The sequence below is a fragment of the Massilia phyllostachyos genome (assembly GCF_021044825.1).
GTDB lineage: Bacteria > Pseudomonadota > Gammaproteobacteria > Burkholderiales > Burkholderiaceae_D > Telluria > Telluria phyllostachyos.
The window spans coordinates 183,631-199,527 of the sequence record NZ_JAJNOC010000002.1 but is presented as its reverse complement, the minus strand read 5'-3'; the positions used below and the strand labels follow the sequence as shown (position 1 = coordinate 199,527).

Sequence of the window (15,897 nt, the reverse complement as noted above, 5' to 3'; positions counted from 1 at the left end):
AACGTTGCGGCAGCCCGGGCACGCTTGTTCGAATGATCAGCTTATCAGAAAGGGATGCCCTACAACAAGTTGGCGCGGGGCCGCCAGGGAGCTGCCCTATACTGCGGCCATGCTCCCACCTCCGATCGTACGCACCGAGGGCGACCGCCGCACCCTCGAGTTCACGCCGGGCGACATCCAGAGCGCGATGCGGCTGTCGCGTCCCACCGCGCTGGTGCTGGCCTATACCCGCGCGATGATGTGCTTCGTGCTCCTGCAGCCGCGTCCGCGCCGCATCGTGATGGTGGGCCTGGGCGGCGGCTCCTTGGCGAAGTTCTGCCACCGCCACCTGCCGGACGCCGCCATGACGGTGCTGGAGCAGCGCCTGGAGGTGATCGCCCTGCGCGAACGGTTCGCGCTGCCGCCCGACGACGCCCGGCTGCGCGTGCTGCACGCCGACGGCGCGGCCTGGCTGGCGCTGGCCGCGCCCGGCAGCATCGACGTGCTGCTGGTCGACGGCTTCGGCCCGGACGGCGCGCCGCCGGCGCTGGCGAGCAGCGCCTTCTACGCCGACTGCCGGCGCGCGCTGGCCCCCGGCGGCGTGCTGGTGGCGAACATGCTCAGTGACGATCCTGGCTATGTGACTGCGCTGCAACGCCTGGAACTGGCCTTCGACGGCGCCCTGTGCTGGCTGTCCGGCATCGCCGGCAGCAATGCGATCGTATTCGCCCAGCGCCCGGCGCGCGCGGACGGCAGCCCGGGGCGCGCCCTGCGCCTGCTGCGCGACACCCTGCGCAACCGGGGACTCGGAAGCGGCTGGTGCAACCGGCTGCTGGCGCGCCTGCTGCTGGCCTGGCTGGCCCGGCGCAGGCGATAGTGCTGTTCCCTCATTGGGCGGAATGAGACATTTCGTTTGCCGAACCCGGCCCCCTTGTGACACACTTCCCGTACTAATGCCTGTTGGCAAGCCTTTTCATACCGACCTATTGGATAGACCCGCACCGATGTCTCGCCGCCTGCCCCTGTCGCTGACCCTCGCGGCGGCCCTCACGCTCGGGGGCGGCCTGGCCGCGTCCGGCGCCCTGTTCCTGGGCGTGAGCCACCTCGAGTACGACAATATGGCGCTCAGCTTCGGCCAGCGCTCGGACGAGCGCGTGGCGGCCGTGCGCCAGGGCATCGAGCAGGCGGTCGAGGTGCTGACCGTCACCAACCAGCTGTTCGCGCGCGGCGAGCCGGTCAGCCGCGACGGCTTCCGCGATTTCACCGCCGCCCTGCTGCAGCGCCATCGCTACATCCAGGCCTTCTGCTTCCACCGTTCGGTGGCGGGCAATGCCCGCGTGGCGGTCGAGGCCGAGCTGAGCCGGATCCGCCCCGGCACCGTGTTCACCGAACTGCGCCCGGACGGCGCCGGCCTGGCGGTGGCGCCGCAGCGCGCGCGCTACCACGTGGTCGACTACATCGAGCCGATGGCCGGCAACGAGCGCGCCTTCGGCCTGAACATCACCGAGAACGTGGAGGTGATGAGCGCCCTCGAAGTGGCGCGCGGCGAAGGCCGCGTGGCCGCGACCAGCCTGTTCCAGCTGGCCCAGGACGCCCGGCCGCAGCCGGCCTTCGAATTGATCATGCCGGTGCTGGACCGCCACGGCATGCTGCTGGGGGACACCGCGGTGGTGATCCGCGGCCCGGAACTGGTGCGCGCCGCGCTCGACAACGCCGGCCTGCTGGATGCGCGCGACGCCTCGCGCGACATCGCGGTGTCGGTCTACGCGGGCGAGACCGCCGAACGCGGCGCCCTGCTGTTCTCCACCGGCGACACCGGCCCCGCGGCGGCGAATCCCGGCGGCTGGCTCGACCGCCTGCTGGCGCCCGCCCACAGCAGCCGCAGCGCCGACATCCTGCGCGTGGCCGGCAAGACCTGGCGGGTCGAGGTGGCCGGCGCCGCCCGTCCCTTCCTGGCCGACCACATGGCCTCGACCTCGCTGCTGATCGGCGGCATCCTGATGACGCTGCTGGGCGCCGCCTTCGTGCAGGCCTCCGGCCAGCGCGCGCGCAAGGTCCAGCAGCTGGTGCGCCAGCGCACCGCCGACCTGCGCCGCACCAACCGCCGCCTGGTCGAGGACGTGGCGGCGCGCGAGCGCGCCGAGCGCGCCCTGCAGCAGAGCGAGCAGCGGTTCCGCCAGCTGGTGTCGATGTCCTCGGACTGGTACTGGGAACAGGACCGCGAGCTGCGCTTCACCATGGTCACCGGCGGCTTCACCGAAAAGGCCGGCATCGCGGTCGAAGGCCTGATCGGCAAGACCCGCTGGGAATTCGTGCCTTCGCTGCTCGACAGCGACAGCGGGCGCGCCCACATCGCCCAGGTCAGGGCCCAGGAACCCTTCGCCAACCTCGAATACCGCACCGTCGACGAGCACGGCGACACCCGCTGGTTCTGCGTCAACGGCCAGCCGGTGTTCGACGACGCCGGCCAGTTGACCGGCTACCGCGGCACCGGCAGCGACATCACCGAACGCAAGCTCACCGAGCAGCGCGTGCACCACGTGGCCCAGCACGACGCCCTGACGGGCTTGCCGAACCGCTCGCTGCTGCAGGACCGGCTGAGCCAGGCGATCGCCTACGCCAACCGCAACGGCCGCCCGATCTGGGTCATGCTGATCGACCTCGACCGCTTCAAGTTCGTCAACGACTCGATGGGCCACAAGGCCGGCGACGTGCTCCTGATGACGGTGGCGGCGCGCCTCTCGTCCTCGCTGCGCGACACCGACACCGTGGCGCGCCTGTCGGGCGACGAATTCGTGGTGATCCTGTCGGAACACCACGACGAGCCGCTCACCGGCGACATCGTGCAGCGGGTGATGGATTCGGTGGCCCAGCCGGTGATGCTCGGCACCAAGGAATTCTTCGTCACCTGCTCGATCGGGGTGGCGGTGTACCCGAGCGAAGGCACGCCGGCCGACAGCCTGATCGAGCACGCCGACATCGCGATGTACAGCGCCAAGAAGATGGGCCGCAACAACTTCCAGTTCTACACCCCGGCCATGAACGAGGAGTCGCTGGAACGCGTGCGCATCGAGGGCGCGCTGAGGAACGCCCTGGAGCGCAACGAGTTCGTGCTGCACTACCAGCCGCAGGTCGACCTGAAGACCGGACAGATCGTCGGCATGGAAGCGCTGATCCGCTGGAAGCATCCGGAACTGGGCATGGTGCCGCCGAACCGCTTCATCGGCATCGCCGAGGAGACCGGCCTGATCGTGCAGATCGGCGCCTGGGTCCTGCGCACCGCCTGCGCCCAGAACAAGGCCTGGCAGGATGCGGGCCTGGGCCGGCTGCGGGTAGCGGTCAACCTGTCGGCGCGCCAGTTCGGCGCCGCCGACCTGATCACCGGCCTGGAAGCGGTGCTGGTCGACACCGCGCTGGACCCGGAATGCCTGGAGATCGAGCTGACCGAGAGCTTGTTCATGAGCGACGTGACGCCGGCGGTGGAGCTGCTGCACCGCATGAAGTCGCTGGGCGTGAACCTGTCGATCGACGACTTCGGCACCGGCTTCTCGAGCCTTTCCTACCTGTCGCGCTTCCCGATCGACGTGCTGAAGATCGACCGCTCCTTCGTTGCGGACATCACCCACGACGCCAACGACGCCGCCATCGTCACCTCGATCATCGCGCTGGCCCACAACCTGAAGCTGGCAGTGATCGCCGAGGGCGTCGAAACGCTGGAACAGCTCGACTACCTGCGCAGCCACGGCTGCGACGAGATGCAGGGCTACTACTTCAGCAAGCCGCTGGCGCCGGACGATTTCGAAGCCCTGCTGCGCCAGCGCCGCGCCCTTCCGCCCGCGATTCCAGAGACGGCCGAGGCGGTAGCGCTGCCCGTGTGATCGATGATTCGCCCCCATCCGTGGGGGATTAACGCACAATTTCTCTAGTAAAACTACTAGGAAGCCATTTATTGATGGCTATTTGAATATTGTTCGTTTTAAAATAGCCGTGTCTCTTTTGCAATCCTGGACATACGGATATTTATGATGATGAATGAATTGGGTGAGCTGGCTCCCGCCGCCGACAAGGTGCGCCACAAGCGCCTCGACACCCGCACCCGCGACCTGATCAACCAGGCGGTGGCCTCGGTCCCGACCCTCGGCCTGCAACGCGCGGCCGAATTCCTGGCGACGATGAACGTGCCGGCCGAAGTGGCCGTGCGGGTGCTGGTCTACCCGAACCGCCGCCGCGCCAACTGAACAACTGAAGGCGGACGGCATGCCCGGCGACGCTGACTAGCGTCCCGCCCCTTCGTTGCGCTGGATGTCTTCCAGCGATTCGCGCCCCTTGTCGGTGAGCGCGTGGCCGCCGCCGTCGAGCGCCGCGATGTGCGACTTGATGCTGAGGAAGCGCCCGACGTCGGCGTCGACCGGCGCCATCGGATCGTTCGCCAGTGCCTTCATGGTCTGCACGCAGCGGCGCAGGAACAGCAATTGCTGGCCCTTCTCCGTCAGCGCGATGCGGCCGTCGCGCCCCACCTGCATCATCTTCAGACCCGAGAGTTTCTTCAGGTTGCGCCCGACGCAGGCGCCCGGATTGTCGCGCTTCACGCCGCGGCGGACCAGTTCCAGGGCGTCGTATTCGTCCGTCGTCAGTTGTTCGTTTTTCATTCCTGCTTTCACATAGGCCAAGGCGCGCATGGTATACGGCGCGCCGGCCGAGGTCAACGCAGGGCCAGCCAGGCGATGCCGGCCGCCGCCAGGCCGCAGGCCAGCGCCAGGCTGGCGCGACGCTTCAGGCCGCGGCTGCCGCGGCCCAGGCGGATGGTGTTGTACAGGGTGTGGCCCATGTCGGACTCCGTGCGGTGAGGTGAACCGGTCCATTCTAGGCCGCGCACGTGGCGGCGCCATGACACGCGTCGACCCGGCTTTTGTTGCATCCTTGCTGCACGGCAGGCGCGCGCCGGATGCGGGGTTGCCCTGCTAGGATCATGGGACATCGACAACCACCGGAGCACAGCAATGAATGACCCGACTCGCAAAGTCGATCCCGCGGCGCAAGGGCGCCCCTTGTATGACGAGGCCGACATCGGCAGCGGCGAGAAATCGCCGGGGCAGCATGAAACCGAAGCAATGATCCGCGAGATTCCTCCCCTGCCCCGCAAGGACGGGCAGAAGGACGTACCCCAGGGCAGCCAGGGCGCCTGACCCATCCATCGTGAAAAAAGCGCCTGCCGCAGGAATGCGGCAGGCGCTTTTGATTTTCTACGTCCGCCGGATCAGTCGGCCCGGATCGGCGGATCGGTAAAGCCGGGTTCCTCGACCGGCGCATTGGTCGGATCGGGGACGTCATCGGGGACCGGCGGCTTCGGGTCGGGCGGCTGGCGCTCCGGCGCTTCCGGGTCCGGCGTGCTGTGCAGGCGCTGCTCTGGTGTCGAGGTCATGGCCGGCCTCTTCAGCGCCTTGCCTTCTGCTTGGCGCCGCCGCCCGCGCCCTCGTCCTTGCCGGCCTTCTGGCGCGACATGTGGTCGTGGCTGCTCTTGTCGGCCTTGCCGGCGCGCTGCTTGGCCAGGTCTTGTTCCGACAGGTTGTCCGATTGCTTGTTGGTCTGGCTGCCGCCCGATTTCGATTGGCTCATCGTGATTCCTCCTATGCGAACATGGTTGGCGCCAGCCTAGCATGGATGCCCGGCGCCGGCTTTCAATCGTGCGCGGCACTTGTTTTACCAAAGCCCAAGCTCGGCTATAGTAGATGCCCAGCCATTTTGTTGCCGACCATGAAACTGACCCGCCTTCTGCCGGCCCTGCTCCTCTGCGCCGGCATGCAAGCCGCCTTCGCCGCCGAACCAAAGCCGATGAAACTCGACGAATACCTGGCCCTGAGCGGCCCCGCCCCGACCGCCCACCTGGCCTACGGCCCCGCGCCCTCGCAGTACGCCGAACTGTTCCTGCCGGCGGGTACAGGCCCGTTCCCGGTCGCGGTGCTGGTGCACGGCGGCTGCTGGACCAGCAAGTTCGGCGGCATCACCCAGCTGCGCAATATGGCCGGCGCCCTGGCCGCGCGCGGGATCGCGGTGTGGAACGTCGAATACCGCCGCAGCGACGAGCCCGGCGGCGGCTATCCCGGCACCTACCAGGACATGCACGCGGCCCTCGAGCTGCTGGCCGGCCAGGCCCCGGCGCGCAAGCTCGACCTGAAGCGCATGGTCGCGGTCGGCCACTCGGCCGGCGGCCAGCTGGTGCAGTGGATGGCGGGCCGCGCCAGGATCCCGGCCGGCAGTCCCTTGTACCGCGCCAACCCGCTGCCGATGCCGAACGTGGTCAGCCTCGGCGGCCTGGCCGACCTGCGCAACGAGGCGGCGCTGATCAAGGAAAGCTGCGGGCGCGATACCGTGGAACTGGCCGGTACGCCTTCCAGGGAACGCCCGGACGTGTTCGTCGACACCAATGCGGCCGAGCTGGCGCCGAACGGCAGCCGAACCTGGCTCGTCACGGGCGAATTCGACACGATCTCGCCACCGCGCGTCGCGCACGATTACGCGGCGCGGGTGCGCAAGCTCGGCGACGCGGCGGAAGTCGTTATCCTGCCTGGCGCCAGCCACTACGACGAAGTGGCCGCCAGCTCGCCCGCCTGGCCGCGCGTGCTGGAGGTGATCGAAACCGCGCTCGGGATGGCGCCCGCAAGGTAGGCGATGACGGTCCGCTTCCTGCCCAGCCAGTTCTACGGGGACCTGCAGGACCGCAGGCAAGGAGGCGTGTTCGACATCAGCGTGCTGCAGGCCAGCGCGCCCGAACACGAGGTGCGCGAGCACATGCACGTCGACGCCCACTTCGTGCTGGTGCTCGCCGGCACCTACCTGTCGATCGCGCAGGGCGCCCCGGAATTCGCGCCCGCCCCGGCGCTCGTCTACAACCCGCCCGGCACCGTGCACCGTGACCGCTTCCTGGGCGGCCAGGGGCGCTTCATGGCGATCTCGATCGATCCGGCCCGGCTCGACGCGGACGGCGCGCTGCGCGGCATCCCCGCCAACGCCAGCTACCTGCAGCGTACGCCCTGCCTGCGCACCGCCTTTTCGCTGGCGCGCGAAATGCACGGCGCGCCCGACGCCGCCTGGCTCGAATCGAGCGTGTGGGAACTGCTGGCCGCAACCGACACCCGGACGGCGCCACGCTCGGGCGCGCGCCGGCCGCCAGCGTGGATGCACCATGCCTACCAGGCCGTGATGGACAGCGCGGGCGACGCCGGGCTCTCCATCGGCGACGTGGCGTCCAGCGCCGGCGTGCATCCGGTACACCTGGCGCGCGTGTTCCGCGAGGCGCTGGGCTGTTCGCCCGGCGAACTGCTGCGCTGGCGCCGCATCGAGCGCGCCTGCATTCTTCTGCGCCAGCCGGGGCGCAGCATGTCCGACATCGCCTTCGAGGCCGGCTTCGTCGACCAAAGCCACATGACCCACGCCTTCCGCCGGCGCTTCGGCATGCCGCCCGGCGCCTGGCGCCGCGCCATGTTTCAAGGATACAAGACAGTGCCGCTGCTGGCCGGCTAAGCTGGCCGCTTTCCAGTACAAGGGGTGAGACTCATGGTTCGATATGCGATGGCGGCGGCGCTGCTCGCCGTGGGATTCGGGGCGGGCGCCGCCGATTTCGATGCGCTGACGAAGGAGGTCAAGGCCGGAACCTACCAGCAGATCACCAGCGTGGTGGTGTCGCAGCACGGGCGCGTGGTCTACGAGCAGTACTTCGATGCGGATGGCGCGGACGCGCTGCGCAACACGCGCTCGGTCGGCAAGACGGTGGCCGGCATCCTGGTCGGCGCGGCGGTCGACCGCAAGCTGTTGAAGCTGGACACACCGATCCTGCCCTTCTTCAAGGACCGCCAGCCGCTCGCGAATCCCGACCCGCGTAAAAGCCGCATCGTAGTGGAAGACCTGCTCACCATGAGCTCCATGCTCGAATGCGACGACGACAACCAGTACTCGCGCGGCAACGAGGAACGCATGTACCTGGTCGAGGACTGGAGCCGCTTCTACCTCGACCTGCCGATCAAGGGCTACCCGGAATGGACGCCTAAGCCCGACAAGCAGCCTTACGGCCGCGCCTGGAGCTACTGCACCGCCGGCGTGACCCTGCTCGGCCCGATCCTGGAGCGCGCGACGAAGCGCAGCGTGGCAGCCTTCGCCGACGAGGTGCTGTTCAAACCGCTCGGCATCGCGGCCGTGCACTGGCAGCTGCAGCCGCTGGGCGCGGGCATGACCGGCGGCGGCCTCGGCCTGCGCAGCCGCGATCTGCTCAAGCTCGGCCAGCTCTACCTGAACGGCGGCACATGGGAGGGTAAACGGGTGATCTCGGAGGCCTGGGTGGAGCGTTCGATCGCGCCGCACGCCAATGCGCGCGACAACATCGACTATGGCTACCTGTGGTGGCTGCAGCCGTTCAAGGCCGGGGAGCGCACCGTGCCCACCTTCGGCATGTCCGGCATGGGCGGCAACAAGGTGTTCGTGCTGCCGGAGCAGGATGCGGTGGTGGTCATCACCACCACCAACTTCGGGATGCGCGGCGCCCATCCGAACAGCGAGAAACTGCTCACCACCCATATCCTCCCGGCCTTGATGGCCCAGTAAGGTTCAATCGAAGGCGATCCGGCGCGCCAGCGGCGCCTCGATCTCGAGGTCGCCCTGCGCCACCGCCACGCAGGGCAGGATGTAGCCCTCGCGCTTCTCGTCGAAGGACAGTCCCGGCCACGCGATCAGGTGGGTGGCCGTCCCGCTGCGCAGGCGGCAGATGCAGGTGCGGCAGGTGCCGTTGCGGCAGGAGCTGAGCAGGTCGATGCCGGCGCTTTCCGCGGCCAGCAGCAAGGGCGTGCGATCGTCCGCCGCGAAGCGCAAGCCACTTGGATGCAGCACAATGGTGTGAAGGCTCATGGCGCAATTGTAGCGTTGTCAGGCGCGATTGCTTGAGTTCGTTCACGCACAGACCCCGCCCCCCGCCGCTACTAAGCTGAAGTTTCCAAAAGCAAGTTGCAGGAAACTAAGATGAAAACCACACGCACCGCCCCCCTTCTGTTCGCCGCCCTGATCGGCGCCCTTCCCTTCGCCCAGGCGCAGCAAGCCGCCCCGATGCAGCAACCCGCTGCCGTGCAGCGGCAGGCCGCCGCGCCGGTCGACCCGGCCGCCGCGAAACAGGCGGAATTCGAACGCCTGCTGCACGCCCAGGTCCTGCTCGACCGCGCGCGCTTCTCGCCCGGCGAGATCGACGGCGCCTACGGTTCCAACATGCGCCAGGCCCTGAACACCTTCCAGGCCGCGCGCCGCCTGCCGGTCACCGGCAAGCTCGACGACGCCACCTGGACCGCGCTGAATACGGATGCGACGCCGCCGCTGGCCAATTACACCCTGGAACAGGCGGACGTGGCCGGCCCCTTCCGCCCGATCCCGGACAACATGATGGAAAAGGCGAAACTGCCGGCGCTCGGCTACGCCAGCGTGCTGGAGGGCCTGGGCGAACGCTTCCACGCCAGCCCGGCCCTGCTCCAGCGCCTGAACCCCGGCAAGGATTTCAGCCGCGCCGGCGAGCAGATCGTGGTCCCGAACGTGGGCGGCCTGGCGCCGCTGGCGCGCGCGGCCAAGGTCGTGGTCAAGGATGAAGCCAAGGTGCTGCAGCTGTACGACGAGGCCGGCAGCCTGCTGGCCCAGTATCCGGCCTCGACCGGCAGCTCGAACGACCCGCTGCCGGTGGGCACCTGGAAGATCAACGGCGTGCATGCCAACCCGGTCTACCACTACAACCCGAAGCTGTTCTGGGATGCGAACCCGGGCGACAAGAAAGCCCAGGTCCAGCCGGGCCCGAACAATCCGGTCGGCGTGGTCTGGATCGACCTATCCAAGGAGCACTACGGCATCCACGGCACCCCGGTGCCGGGCCACGTCGGCAAGACCGAGTCGCACGGCTGCATCCGCCTGACCAACTGGAGCGCGGCGGAAGTGGCGGCGGCGGTGGCGGCCGGCACCGAGGTCGTGCTGGAAAGTTGATTATTGAGAACCCGAGCCTGAGCTGACGGAGGATACGATGCGATCGATCATGACCTTCCTGCTCGGCGTGCTGTTCGGCGCCGGCGCCCTGTTCCTCATCCTGCGCGCGGTGCCGGACGATCCGGCGCCGGTGGTGGCCGCCGCGCCGCCGCCCGGCGTATCCGGCGTGACTGGCGTGCCGGCATCGCAGATCGAGGGACAATTGCCGGGCGCGCCGCTGGTCGAGGCCGATCTATCCACGCTCGACCTGCCGCTGCGTCCCTCGCAAGACCTGCCGGCCGCCGATGCGCCGCCAAGCCCCGCCGACGCCGCAGCGGCCGCGGCCGGCACGGGCAAGCTGCTGGTCCCGGTCCAGGGCATCAAGACCGCCGGCCTGACCGACACCTACGACCAGCCGCGCGGCAAGCAGCGCCAGCACGAGGCGCTCGACATCATGGCCGCCAAAGGCACGCCGGTGCTGGCGGTGGCCGACGGCAAGATCGAAAAACTCTTCCAGAGCAAGCCGGGCGGCACCACCCTCTACCAGTTCGACCCGAGCGGCCGCTACGCTTACTACTACGCCCACCTGGACCGCTACGCCGACGGCATCAAGGAAGGCATGGAACTCAAGCGCGGCCAGCTGCTCGGTTATGTCGGCGTGACCGGCAACTCCGACCCCAACGCCCCGCACCTGCACTTCGCCATGTTCGAGCTCACGCCCGAAAAGCAATGGTGGAAAGGCACGCCGGTCAATCCCTATCCCCTGATGGCGGACACCGTCACCCCTTAATTGCCTTCGTGGACGGGCTCGTCGATGTCGGCGCCGACGTTGATGGCGGCGTAGGCGCGCTGGACGGCGACGGATTCGCGGCTGTCCTTGCCGTACAGTTCTTCCGCCGCCAGGATCATCTTGGCGCGCGCGTCGGCGTAGTTGGTGGATGAAGTGAACTTGGTGGTGTTGGCGTGGAACCAGATGCGGTAGGCCTTGTCGACGCCGATGCCGGTCATCGCCTGCGGCTGCTTGACCAGGTACTTGCTGTGGTAGTCGCCCGCGGCATCCATGCGCGAACCCTTGGCCAGGAAATAGAACATGCGGTTGTTGGGGCCGCTGCTGTAGTGGACGTCGAGGCGGCGCAGCGCCGTGCTCCAGGCGTCGGGGCTGCTGCCGTCCTTGCTGGGCTTGAACATCCAGCGCAGCGGCGTCGCGTTCTTGCTGATCTCGGTGCCCAGCTGCCAGTCGTTGCCCTCTTCCGGAAACACCTCGCCCTTGCCGCCGGCGCGGGCGTAGGCTTCGACCACTTCACCGTTGATGTCCGAGGCCGACTCGTTGAGGCCGCCCGACTCGCCCGAGTACACCAGATCGGAGGTGGCGTTGGTCACGCCATGGCCCATCTCGTGGCCGATCACGTCGATCGCGCCGAGGCTGGTGAAATAGGTGCCGTCGCCGATGAATATGCAGCGGCAGGTGTCGCTGTAGTAGGCGTTGTCGTAGCCGCGGTTGACGTGGGCGGCGATGTAGGTGGCGGTGTCGCGGCCGTCGAGCGAGCGCCAGCCGAGCACGTTCTTCAGGGCGTCGTAGGTGTTCATCAGGCCCCACATGGCGTTCACGGCCGCGGTCTGGCCGTTCGGGCCCGTGGTGCTGCCGCCTTCGACGAACTGCTTGCCGTCGCCCCAGATATTGGTGGCGTTGGTGTAGACCTTGCCGCCGCTCGTGCCGTTGTTGGCGTTGGTGATGGCCATGGCGCCGAAGGTCCCGCCCTTGCCGCGTTCCGGGTCGAGCAGCTGGTACTGGCCATCCTTCAGGGTGGTGCTGAGCGGCACTTCGCCGTTGTACTGGCTTTTTCCGACCCCAGTGACCGTCTGCAGCATGTTCCAGCGATCGAGTATCGCACCGTCGCGGGCGCTGACGATGGTGTCGTGGTAGACCGGCTGCTCGCCCATGCGCATGCGGGTGCGCACCAGCCAGGCCAGTTCGTAGCGCTCGACCACGTCCTGCACGTCGACGGCATTCAGTTCTTCTTCCAGCTTGGCGCCGGCGCCGACCACGCGCTGCAGCCGCATCACCGGCCAGATCAGGAGTTCGGCCTGGGGTTTCACGACGTTGACGGCGCCGGCCGGCAAGCTCGCCAGCGCGGCGACGATCGCGGCCTTCGCCGTGATCTGCGGCACGACATTGAAACTGGCGGTCAGCGCGCCCAGGCGGTTGGCGCTGCCGGTGCCGAGGAATTGGCGGCGCTCGGACGCGGTCTCGGACAGCACCTTGCCCTTGGCGTCGAGCACGATCACGGAGTCGGAGCCGAACACGCGCAGGCCTTTCCAGGTATGGGCCGCGCGCAGCACCTGGGTGCCGCCGGCGCCGGGATGCTGGGCGGTGATGCGGTAGTGGTGGTCGGCGTCGAGGCCCTTGGCCTGGCGCCGTGCCGCCAGCTGGGCGAGGACGGAGGATTTCGCCTTGGCGCTCAGCGTCGTCGGCGGGCTCATCATGGGCGCCGCCGGGGCAGCCAGGGGCGCCAGCAGCAGGGCTGCGAACAGCGCTGCCGGGAAGGTGGTGTGCGGGGTCATCTCGTCTCCGTCCGTGTGGACGCGGCCCAGGAATGGACCGCGCATCGGACAGTGTGGACGAGCTCTACGGAAACTTTTTGCTCAGGCGCAAATGTTTTCGTAGGGTGGACGGCTACGCCGTCCGCGCGTCCAACGATATGGTGAGCAGACGCACAGCGTCTTGGCACCGTGTAGTTGAACGCGTGGGCGAAGGATCGCCGACTCTACAAGATCAACGGCGGTAGTGGCGCTCGCGCGCGTACGGATCGTGACGATAACCGTCGTCGTCGTCGCGCCGGCTCAGCAGATACCAGGCTGCGCCCAGCACCGCGCCGGCGACCAGCGCCTTCTTCGCCAGCCCCTGCGGGTTGTGCTTCATCTCGGCCTTGATGCCCATCTCGCCCAGGATGTTCGGGATGTGGCCGCGCGCCAGGTCCTCGGCCACGCCCTCGACCACGTTGACGCGGTCGGCCAGCAGCAGCAGCAGCCAGTGGCGCACGTCGTTTTCGCTGGACTTGAAGGCCAGGCGCCGGATCATGCCGGACAGGCCCGAGGGCGGTTGGACGGTGCCGAAGATCGGCGTGATGCCGGGGCGCTCGGTCGAGACCAGCACCTCGACCTTTTCGCGCTGCTGCTCGAGGTCGCCCCCGGGCTGGTGGATGAAGCGCGGCGGGGTGCGTTCCATCGGCACGCCGGGGCGGTTCTTGCGGTCGAGGTCGGCGCCCCAGCCCTGGATGTGCTGCAGCTCGGCGCGCGAGGGACGGCGCGGCGCGATGTGGCCCTGGCCCGGGTGCTGCTGGACGTGGCCGTGGCCGTGGTCATGCCCGTGGTGGTGATGGTGCTGGTGTTCGGTGACGTCGTTACGTGCTTCCATGTTCGCTCCTTAATGCAGTGCGCTGGCCGAGACCGCTTTTACCTGGTTGGCGCTGGGTGGAATCAGGACGGTCTTGATGCAATTGTCGAGTTTGCTCGAGAAGATGTGGTAGGCGTCCGACACCTCCTCCAGCGGCACCCGGTGGGTGATGATCTCCTTCGGATTCAGGCGGCCCTCACGGATGTGCTCGATCAGGCGCGGCAGGTGGCGGCGCACGCTGGCCTGGTTCATGCGCAGGGTCAGGCCCTTGTTCAGCGCATTGCCGATCGGGACCGCATTGAAGGTCGGGCCGTAGACGCCGACGATCGAGACGTTGCCGCCCTTCCTCACCGAGTTGATGGCCCAGTGCAGCACGGTGGCGGCGCCGGCCTGCATCATCGTGTAGACGCCAGTAAAGGTTTGCATCGCATTGCCGGCCGCCTCGCAGCCGACCGCGTCGATACAGACGTCGGCGCCCATCCAGTCCGTCATCTTCTTGATGTGCTCGGCCATGTCGCGCACTTCCTTGAAATTGACCACCTCGCACTGGGCATAGCGCTTGACGAACTCGAGGCGGTAGTCGACGTGGTCGACCACGATCACCCGCCCCGCCCCCATCAGCCAGGCCGACTTGGCGGCGAAGATGCCGACCGGGCCGGCGCCGAACACGACCACCGTATCGCCTTCCTGGATGTCGCCCATTTCCGCCGCCTGGTAGCCGGTCGGCACGCAATCGGTGAGCAGCACGGCGTCGTCGTCGTGCAGGTCGTCGGGGATCACCATCGGGCCGACGTCGGCCATCGGCACCCGCACGAACTCGGCCTGGCCGCCGTCGTAGCCGCCGGCGGTGTGCGAGTAGCCGTAGATGCCGCCCACGGCGGTGGCTTGCGGATTCGTATTGTGGCAATTGCCGAACAGTTCGCGGTCGCAGAAGAAGCAGGAACCGCAGAACAGGTTGAAGGGCACCAGCACCTTCTGGCCGACCTTCAGGTTCTGCACGCCGGGGCCGACTTCTTCCACCACGCCGATGAACTCGTGGCCGAAGGTGTGGCCGACGCGGGTGTCGGGCACCAGGCCATGGTAGAGATGCAGGTCCGAACCGCAGATGCAGGCGCGGGTCACGCGCACGATGGCGTCGCCCGGGTGCTCGATGACGGGATCGGGCTTCTGTTCGGCGCGGACACGGTAGGGCCCGCGGTAGTTCATTGCCAGCATAACTCCTCCTCGAAAGTGTTCTTGACAGGATGCACGAGGCCCGCCACCTGGGCGGGCCGACGTGGAAACGTTAAGTCAAAACCGGGACGAAGGCGATACGCGCACGGAAACGAACGGGGCCTTTTTGCCGGATTTTCCGGCTACCTGGCTGCTACGAGCATCTGTCCTACAACTGGCGCGCCTCGAAGGTATTGCATTGCTCGACCTGGCCGCTCTCCAGCCCGCGCGTGAACCAGCGCACCCGCTGGGCCGAGCTGCCGTGGGTGAAGGAATCGGGCACGACGGTGCCTTGCGACTGGCGCTGCAGGGCGTCGTCGCCGATCGCGGTGGCCGCGGCCAGCGCGGTCTCGACGTCGCCCGCCTCCAGGATCTGTTCACGCTGGTTGCTGCGGTTGGCCCAGACCCCGGCGAAGCAGTCGGCCTGCAGTTCCAGTTTCACCGACAGCGCATTGCCCTGCTTCTCGGAGGCGCGCTGCTGGGCGTCGTGGACCTGGTCCGAGACACCCAGCAGGTTCTGCACGTGGTGCCCGACCTCGTGCGCGATGACGTAGGCCTGGGCGAATTCGCCGGCGACGTTGAAGCGCTGCTGCATCAGGCGGAAGAAGCTCAGGTCGATGTAGACGGTGCTGTCGGCCGGGCAATAGAAGGGGCCGGTGGCGCTGCGGCCCGTGCCGCAGCCGGTGTCGGTGGCGTTCTCGAACAGCACCAGCCGGGCCGGCCGGTACTGGGCGCCCTGGCTGGCGAAGACCTGGGTCCAGGCATCCTCGGTATAGGCCAGGGTGGTGCGCACGAACTGGCTTTCGCGGTCGTTGGCGGGCGCACCCTGCTGGCTGCTGCGCGGCGCCTGCTGGACCGCGACCGGGCCGCCGCCCCCGCCCAGCAGGGCCAGGATGGTGCGCGGATCGATGCCGAAGATGGCGCCGCCCACCAGGGCGATCACCAGGGTGCCGATCCCGACCGTGCGTCCGCCGAAGCCCCCGAATCCGCCACCGCCGCCCTGCCCCCGGCGGTCTTCCACATTGTCGCTCTGCCGATCGCCTTCCCACCGCATATGTGTGCTCCTTGTTCAGTGCTCCTCAGCGCCCCTGGGGGCGCTTGAGCGAGCAGGTATCCATGCGCTCGCGCGCATCCTTGGTCCGGAATTCGTCCTGCGCATCCAGGCGCGCCCGCGCTTCGTCGAGCAGTTCGCGCTCGCGCCGTTCACGCTCGAGTTCGCGTGCGATGCGGCTGGCCGCGGATGCGCCGTCCTTGTTCGACATGATTCTCTCCCCTTGGTTTGACGTGATCGCGTGAAGACCAGTATGGTCGTCGTCCGTCCACAGGTATGT

Annotated in this window: 19 protein-coding genes; 9 read left to right on the top strand and 10 right to left on the bottom strand. The window is 68.0% G+C overall.

Going from position 1 to position 15,897, the window contains the following annotated elements:
* The first annotated feature begins 109 nt into the window (after positions 1-109).
* From LQ564_RS07860 to LQ564_RS07850, 3 genes are all read left to right on the top strand, one after another.
* Positions 110-856: a class I SAM-dependent methyltransferase gene (locus LQ564_RS07860; protein WP_231057556.1), complete on the top strand. Its 747-nt coding sequence runs from the start codon at positions 110-112 to the stop codon at positions 854-856.
* Between the two features lie 127 nt (positions 857-983).
* The gene (locus LQ564_RS07855) at positions 984-3,857 is read left to right on the top strand and encodes a bifunctional diguanylate cyclase/phosphodiesterase (protein ID WP_231057555.1); all 2,874 of its coding nucleotides are present in this window, start codon (positions 984-986) and stop codon (positions 3,855-3,857) included.
* A gap of 144 nt (positions 3,858-4,001) precedes the next feature.
* Positions 4,002-4,217, top strand: a complete 216-nt coding sequence (locus tag LQ564_RS07850) for a hypothetical protein (RefSeq protein ID WP_231057554.1) — start codon at positions 4,002-4,004, stop codon at positions 4,215-4,217.
* A 36-nt stretch (positions 4,218-4,253) separates the two neighbouring features.
* On the opposite strand, the gene LQ564_RS07845 is transcribed toward LQ564_RS07850, so the two are convergent.
* Positions 4,254-4,628 (bottom strand): hypothetical protein, encoded by a 375-nt coding sequence (locus LQ564_RS07845; RefSeq protein ID WP_231057553.1) that lies wholly within the window; start codon positions 4,626-4,628, stop codon positions 4,254-4,256.
* A 53-nt stretch (positions 4,629-4,681) separates the two neighbouring features.
* Positions 4,682-4,807 carry a hypothetical protein gene (locus tag LQ564_RS25815; protein ID WP_269143479.1) on the bottom strand — a complete coding sequence of 42 codons (126 nt, stop codon included), beginning with the start codon at positions 4,805-4,807 and terminating at the stop codon, positions 4,682-4,684.
* Between the two features lie 172 nt (positions 4,808-4,979).
* Here LQ564_RS25815 and LQ564_RS07840 point away from each other — a divergent pair, with 172 nt between their 5' ends.
* Positions 4,980-5,165 (top strand): hypothetical protein, encoded by a 186-nt coding sequence (locus LQ564_RS07840; protein WP_231057552.1) that lies wholly within the window; start codon positions 4,980-4,982, stop codon positions 5,163-5,165.
* A gap of 71 nt (positions 5,166-5,236) precedes the next feature.
* Here LQ564_RS07840 and LQ564_RS07835 read toward each other — a convergent pair whose 3' ends face one another.
* Both LQ564_RS07835 and LQ564_RS07830 read right to left on the bottom strand, forming a co-directional pair.
* Positions 5,237-5,401, bottom strand: coding sequence for a hypothetical protein (locus tag LQ564_RS07835; protein WP_231057551.1), 165 nt, complete (start codon positions 5,399-5,401; stop codon positions 5,237-5,239).
* An 11-nt stretch (positions 5,402-5,412) separates the two neighbouring features.
* Entirely contained in the window at positions 5,413-5,595 is a 183-nt protein-coding gene (locus LQ564_RS07830) for a hypothetical protein (RefSeq protein WP_231057550.1), read from the bottom strand.
* A 138-nt stretch (positions 5,596-5,733) separates the two neighbouring features.
* Between LQ564_RS07830 and LQ564_RS07825 the strand changes: the two genes are divergently transcribed.
* Genes LQ564_RS07825 through LQ564_RS07815 form a run of 3 tightly spaced genes read left to right on the top strand, consistent with a single transcriptional unit; the run spans position 5,734 to position 8,574 of the window.
* Positions 5,734-6,645, top strand: coding sequence for an alpha/beta hydrolase (locus LQ564_RS07825; RefSeq protein ID WP_231057549.1), 912 nt, complete (start codon positions 5,734-5,736; stop codon positions 6,643-6,645).
* A gap of 3 nt (positions 6,646-6,648) precedes the next feature.
* Complete coding sequence (locus LQ564_RS07820) at positions 6,649-7,500, top strand: helix-turn-helix transcriptional regulator (protein WP_231057548.1); 852 nt, start codon at positions 6,649-6,651, stop codon at positions 7,498-7,500.
* 33 nt (positions 7,501-7,533) lie between these two features.
* Complete coding sequence (locus LQ564_RS07815) at positions 7,534-8,574, top strand: serine hydrolase domain-containing protein (protein ID WP_231057547.1); 1,041 nt, start codon at positions 7,534-7,536, stop codon at positions 8,572-8,574.
* A gap of 3 nt (positions 8,575-8,577) precedes the next feature.
* Here the strand turns inward: LQ564_RS07815 and LQ564_RS07810 are convergent, their stop codons facing one another.
* A complete protein-coding gene (locus LQ564_RS07810) occupies positions 8,578-8,874 on the bottom strand; it encodes a 2Fe-2S iron-sulfur cluster-binding protein (RefSeq protein ID WP_231057546.1) in 297 nt (98 codons plus the stop codon).
* 111 nt (positions 8,875-8,985) lie between these two features.
* On the opposite strand from LQ564_RS07810, the gene LQ564_RS07805 reads away from it, so the two are divergent.
* Both LQ564_RS07805 and LQ564_RS07800 read left to right on the top strand, forming a co-directional pair.
* A complete protein-coding gene (locus tag LQ564_RS07805; protein WP_231057545.1) occupies positions 8,986-9,981 on the top strand; it encodes a L,D-transpeptidase family protein in 996 nt (331 codons plus the stop codon).
* A gap of 37 nt (positions 9,982-10,018) precedes the next feature.
* Positions 10,019-10,750 carry a M23 family metallopeptidase gene (locus tag LQ564_RS07800; protein WP_231057544.1) on the top strand — a complete coding sequence of 244 codons (732 nt, stop codon included), beginning with the start codon at positions 10,019-10,021 and terminating at the stop codon, positions 10,748-10,750.
* Here the strand turns inward: LQ564_RS07800 and LQ564_RS07795 are convergent.
* From LQ564_RS07795 to LQ564_RS07775, 5 genes are all read right to left on the bottom strand, one after another.
* A complete protein-coding gene (locus LQ564_RS07795) occupies positions 10,747-12,522 on the bottom strand; it encodes a M4 family metallopeptidase (protein ID WP_371873440.1) in 1,776 nt (591 codons plus the stop codon). The two genes, LQ564_RS07800 and LQ564_RS07795, sit on opposite strands and share 4 nt — an antisense overlap.
* 211 nt (positions 12,523-12,733) lie before the next feature.
* Positions 12,734-13,375: a hypothetical protein gene (locus tag LQ564_RS07790; protein ID WP_231057543.1), complete on the bottom strand. Its 642-nt coding sequence runs from the start codon at positions 13,373-13,375 to the stop codon at positions 12,734-12,736.
* A gap of 9 nt (positions 13,376-13,384) precedes the next feature.
* The gene (locus tag LQ564_RS07785) at positions 13,385-14,569 is read right to left on the bottom strand and encodes a zinc-dependent alcohol dehydrogenase (protein WP_231057542.1); all 1,185 of its coding nucleotides are present in this window, start codon (positions 14,567-14,569) and stop codon (positions 13,385-13,387) included.
* A gap of 166 nt (positions 14,570-14,735) precedes the next feature.
* The gene (gene ypfJ, locus LQ564_RS07780; protein ID WP_231057541.1) at positions 14,736-15,620 is read right to left on the bottom strand and encodes a KPN_02809 family neutral zinc metallopeptidase; all 885 of its coding nucleotides are present in this window, start codon (positions 15,618-15,620) and stop codon (positions 14,736-14,738) included.
* Positions 15,621-15,645: 25 nt separating this feature from the next.
* The gene (locus LQ564_RS07775; protein ID WP_231057540.1) at positions 15,646-15,828 is read right to left on the bottom strand and encodes a hypothetical protein; all 183 of its coding nucleotides are present in this window, start codon (positions 15,826-15,828) and stop codon (positions 15,646-15,648) included.
* Positions 15,829-15,897: the final 69 nt, after the last annotated feature.

Coding starts and splice junctions, on each gene's coding strand:
- LQ564_RS07850 (WP_231057554.1), top strand. CDS start 4,002: ATGATGATGAATGAATTGGGTGAGCTGGCTCCCGCCGCCGACAAGGTG.
- LQ564_RS07840 (WP_231057552.1), top strand. CDS start 4,980: ATGAATGACCCGACTCGCAAAGTCGATCCCGCGGCGCAAGGGCGCCCC.
- LQ564_RS07795 (WP_371873440.1), bottom strand. CDS start 12,522: ATGACCCCGCACACCACCTTCCCGGCAGCGCTGTTCGCAGCCCTGCTG.
- LQ564_RS07800 (WP_231057544.1), top strand. CDS start 10,019: ATGCGATCGATCATGACCTTCCTGCTCGGCGTGCTGTTCGGCGCCGGC.
- LQ564_RS07805 (WP_231057545.1), top strand. CDS start 8,986: ATGAAAACCACACGCACCGCCCCCCTTCTGTTCGCCGCCCTGATCGGC.
- ypfJ (WP_231057541.1), bottom strand. CDS start 15,620: ATGCGGTGGGAAGGCGATCGGCAGAGCGACAATGTGGAAGACCGCCGG.
- LQ564_RS07825 (WP_231057549.1), top strand. CDS start 5,734: ATGAAACTGACCCGCCTTCTGCCGGCCCTGCTCCTCTGCGCCGGCATG.
- LQ564_RS25815 (WP_269143479.1), bottom strand. CDS start 4,807: ATGGGCCACACCCTGTACAACACCATCCGCCTGGGCCGCGGCAGCCGC.
- LQ564_RS07835 (WP_231057551.1), bottom strand. CDS start 5,401: ATGACCTCGACACCAGAGCAGCGCCTGCACAGCACGCCGGACCCGGAA.
- LQ564_RS07830 (WP_231057550.1), bottom strand. CDS start 5,595: ATGAGCCAATCGAAATCGGGCGGCAGCCAGACCAACAAGCAATCGGAC.
- LQ564_RS07810 (WP_231057546.1), bottom strand. CDS start 8,874: ATGAGCCTTCACACCATTGTGCTGCATCCAAGTGGCTTGCGCTTCGCG.
- LQ564_RS07845 (WP_231057553.1), bottom strand. CDS start 4,628: ATGAAAAACGAACAACTGACGACGGACGAATACGACGCCCTGGAACTG.
- LQ564_RS07785 (WP_231057542.1), bottom strand. CDS start 14,569: ATGCTGGCAATGAACTACCGCGGGCCCTACCGTGTCCGCGCCGAACAG.
- LQ564_RS07815 (WP_231057547.1), top strand. CDS start 7,534: ATGGTTCGATATGCGATGGCGGCGGCGCTGCTCGCCGTGGGATTCGGG.
- LQ564_RS07775 (WP_231057540.1), bottom strand. CDS start 15,828: ATGTCGAACAAGGACGGCGCATCCGCGGCCAGCCGCATCGCACGCGAA.
- LQ564_RS07820 (WP_231057548.1), top strand. CDS start 6,649: ATGACGGTCCGCTTCCTGCCCAGCCAGTTCTACGGGGACCTGCAGGAC.
- LQ564_RS07790 (WP_231057543.1), bottom strand. CDS start 13,375: ATGGAAGCACGTAACGACGTCACCGAACACCAGCACCATCACCACCAC.
- LQ564_RS07855 (WP_231057555.1), top strand. CDS start 984: ATGTCTCGCCGCCTGCCCCTGTCGCTGACCCTCGCGGCGGCCCTCACG.
- LQ564_RS07860 (WP_231057556.1), top strand. CDS start 110: ATGCTCCCACCTCCGATCGTACGCACCGAGGGCGACCGCCGCACCCTC.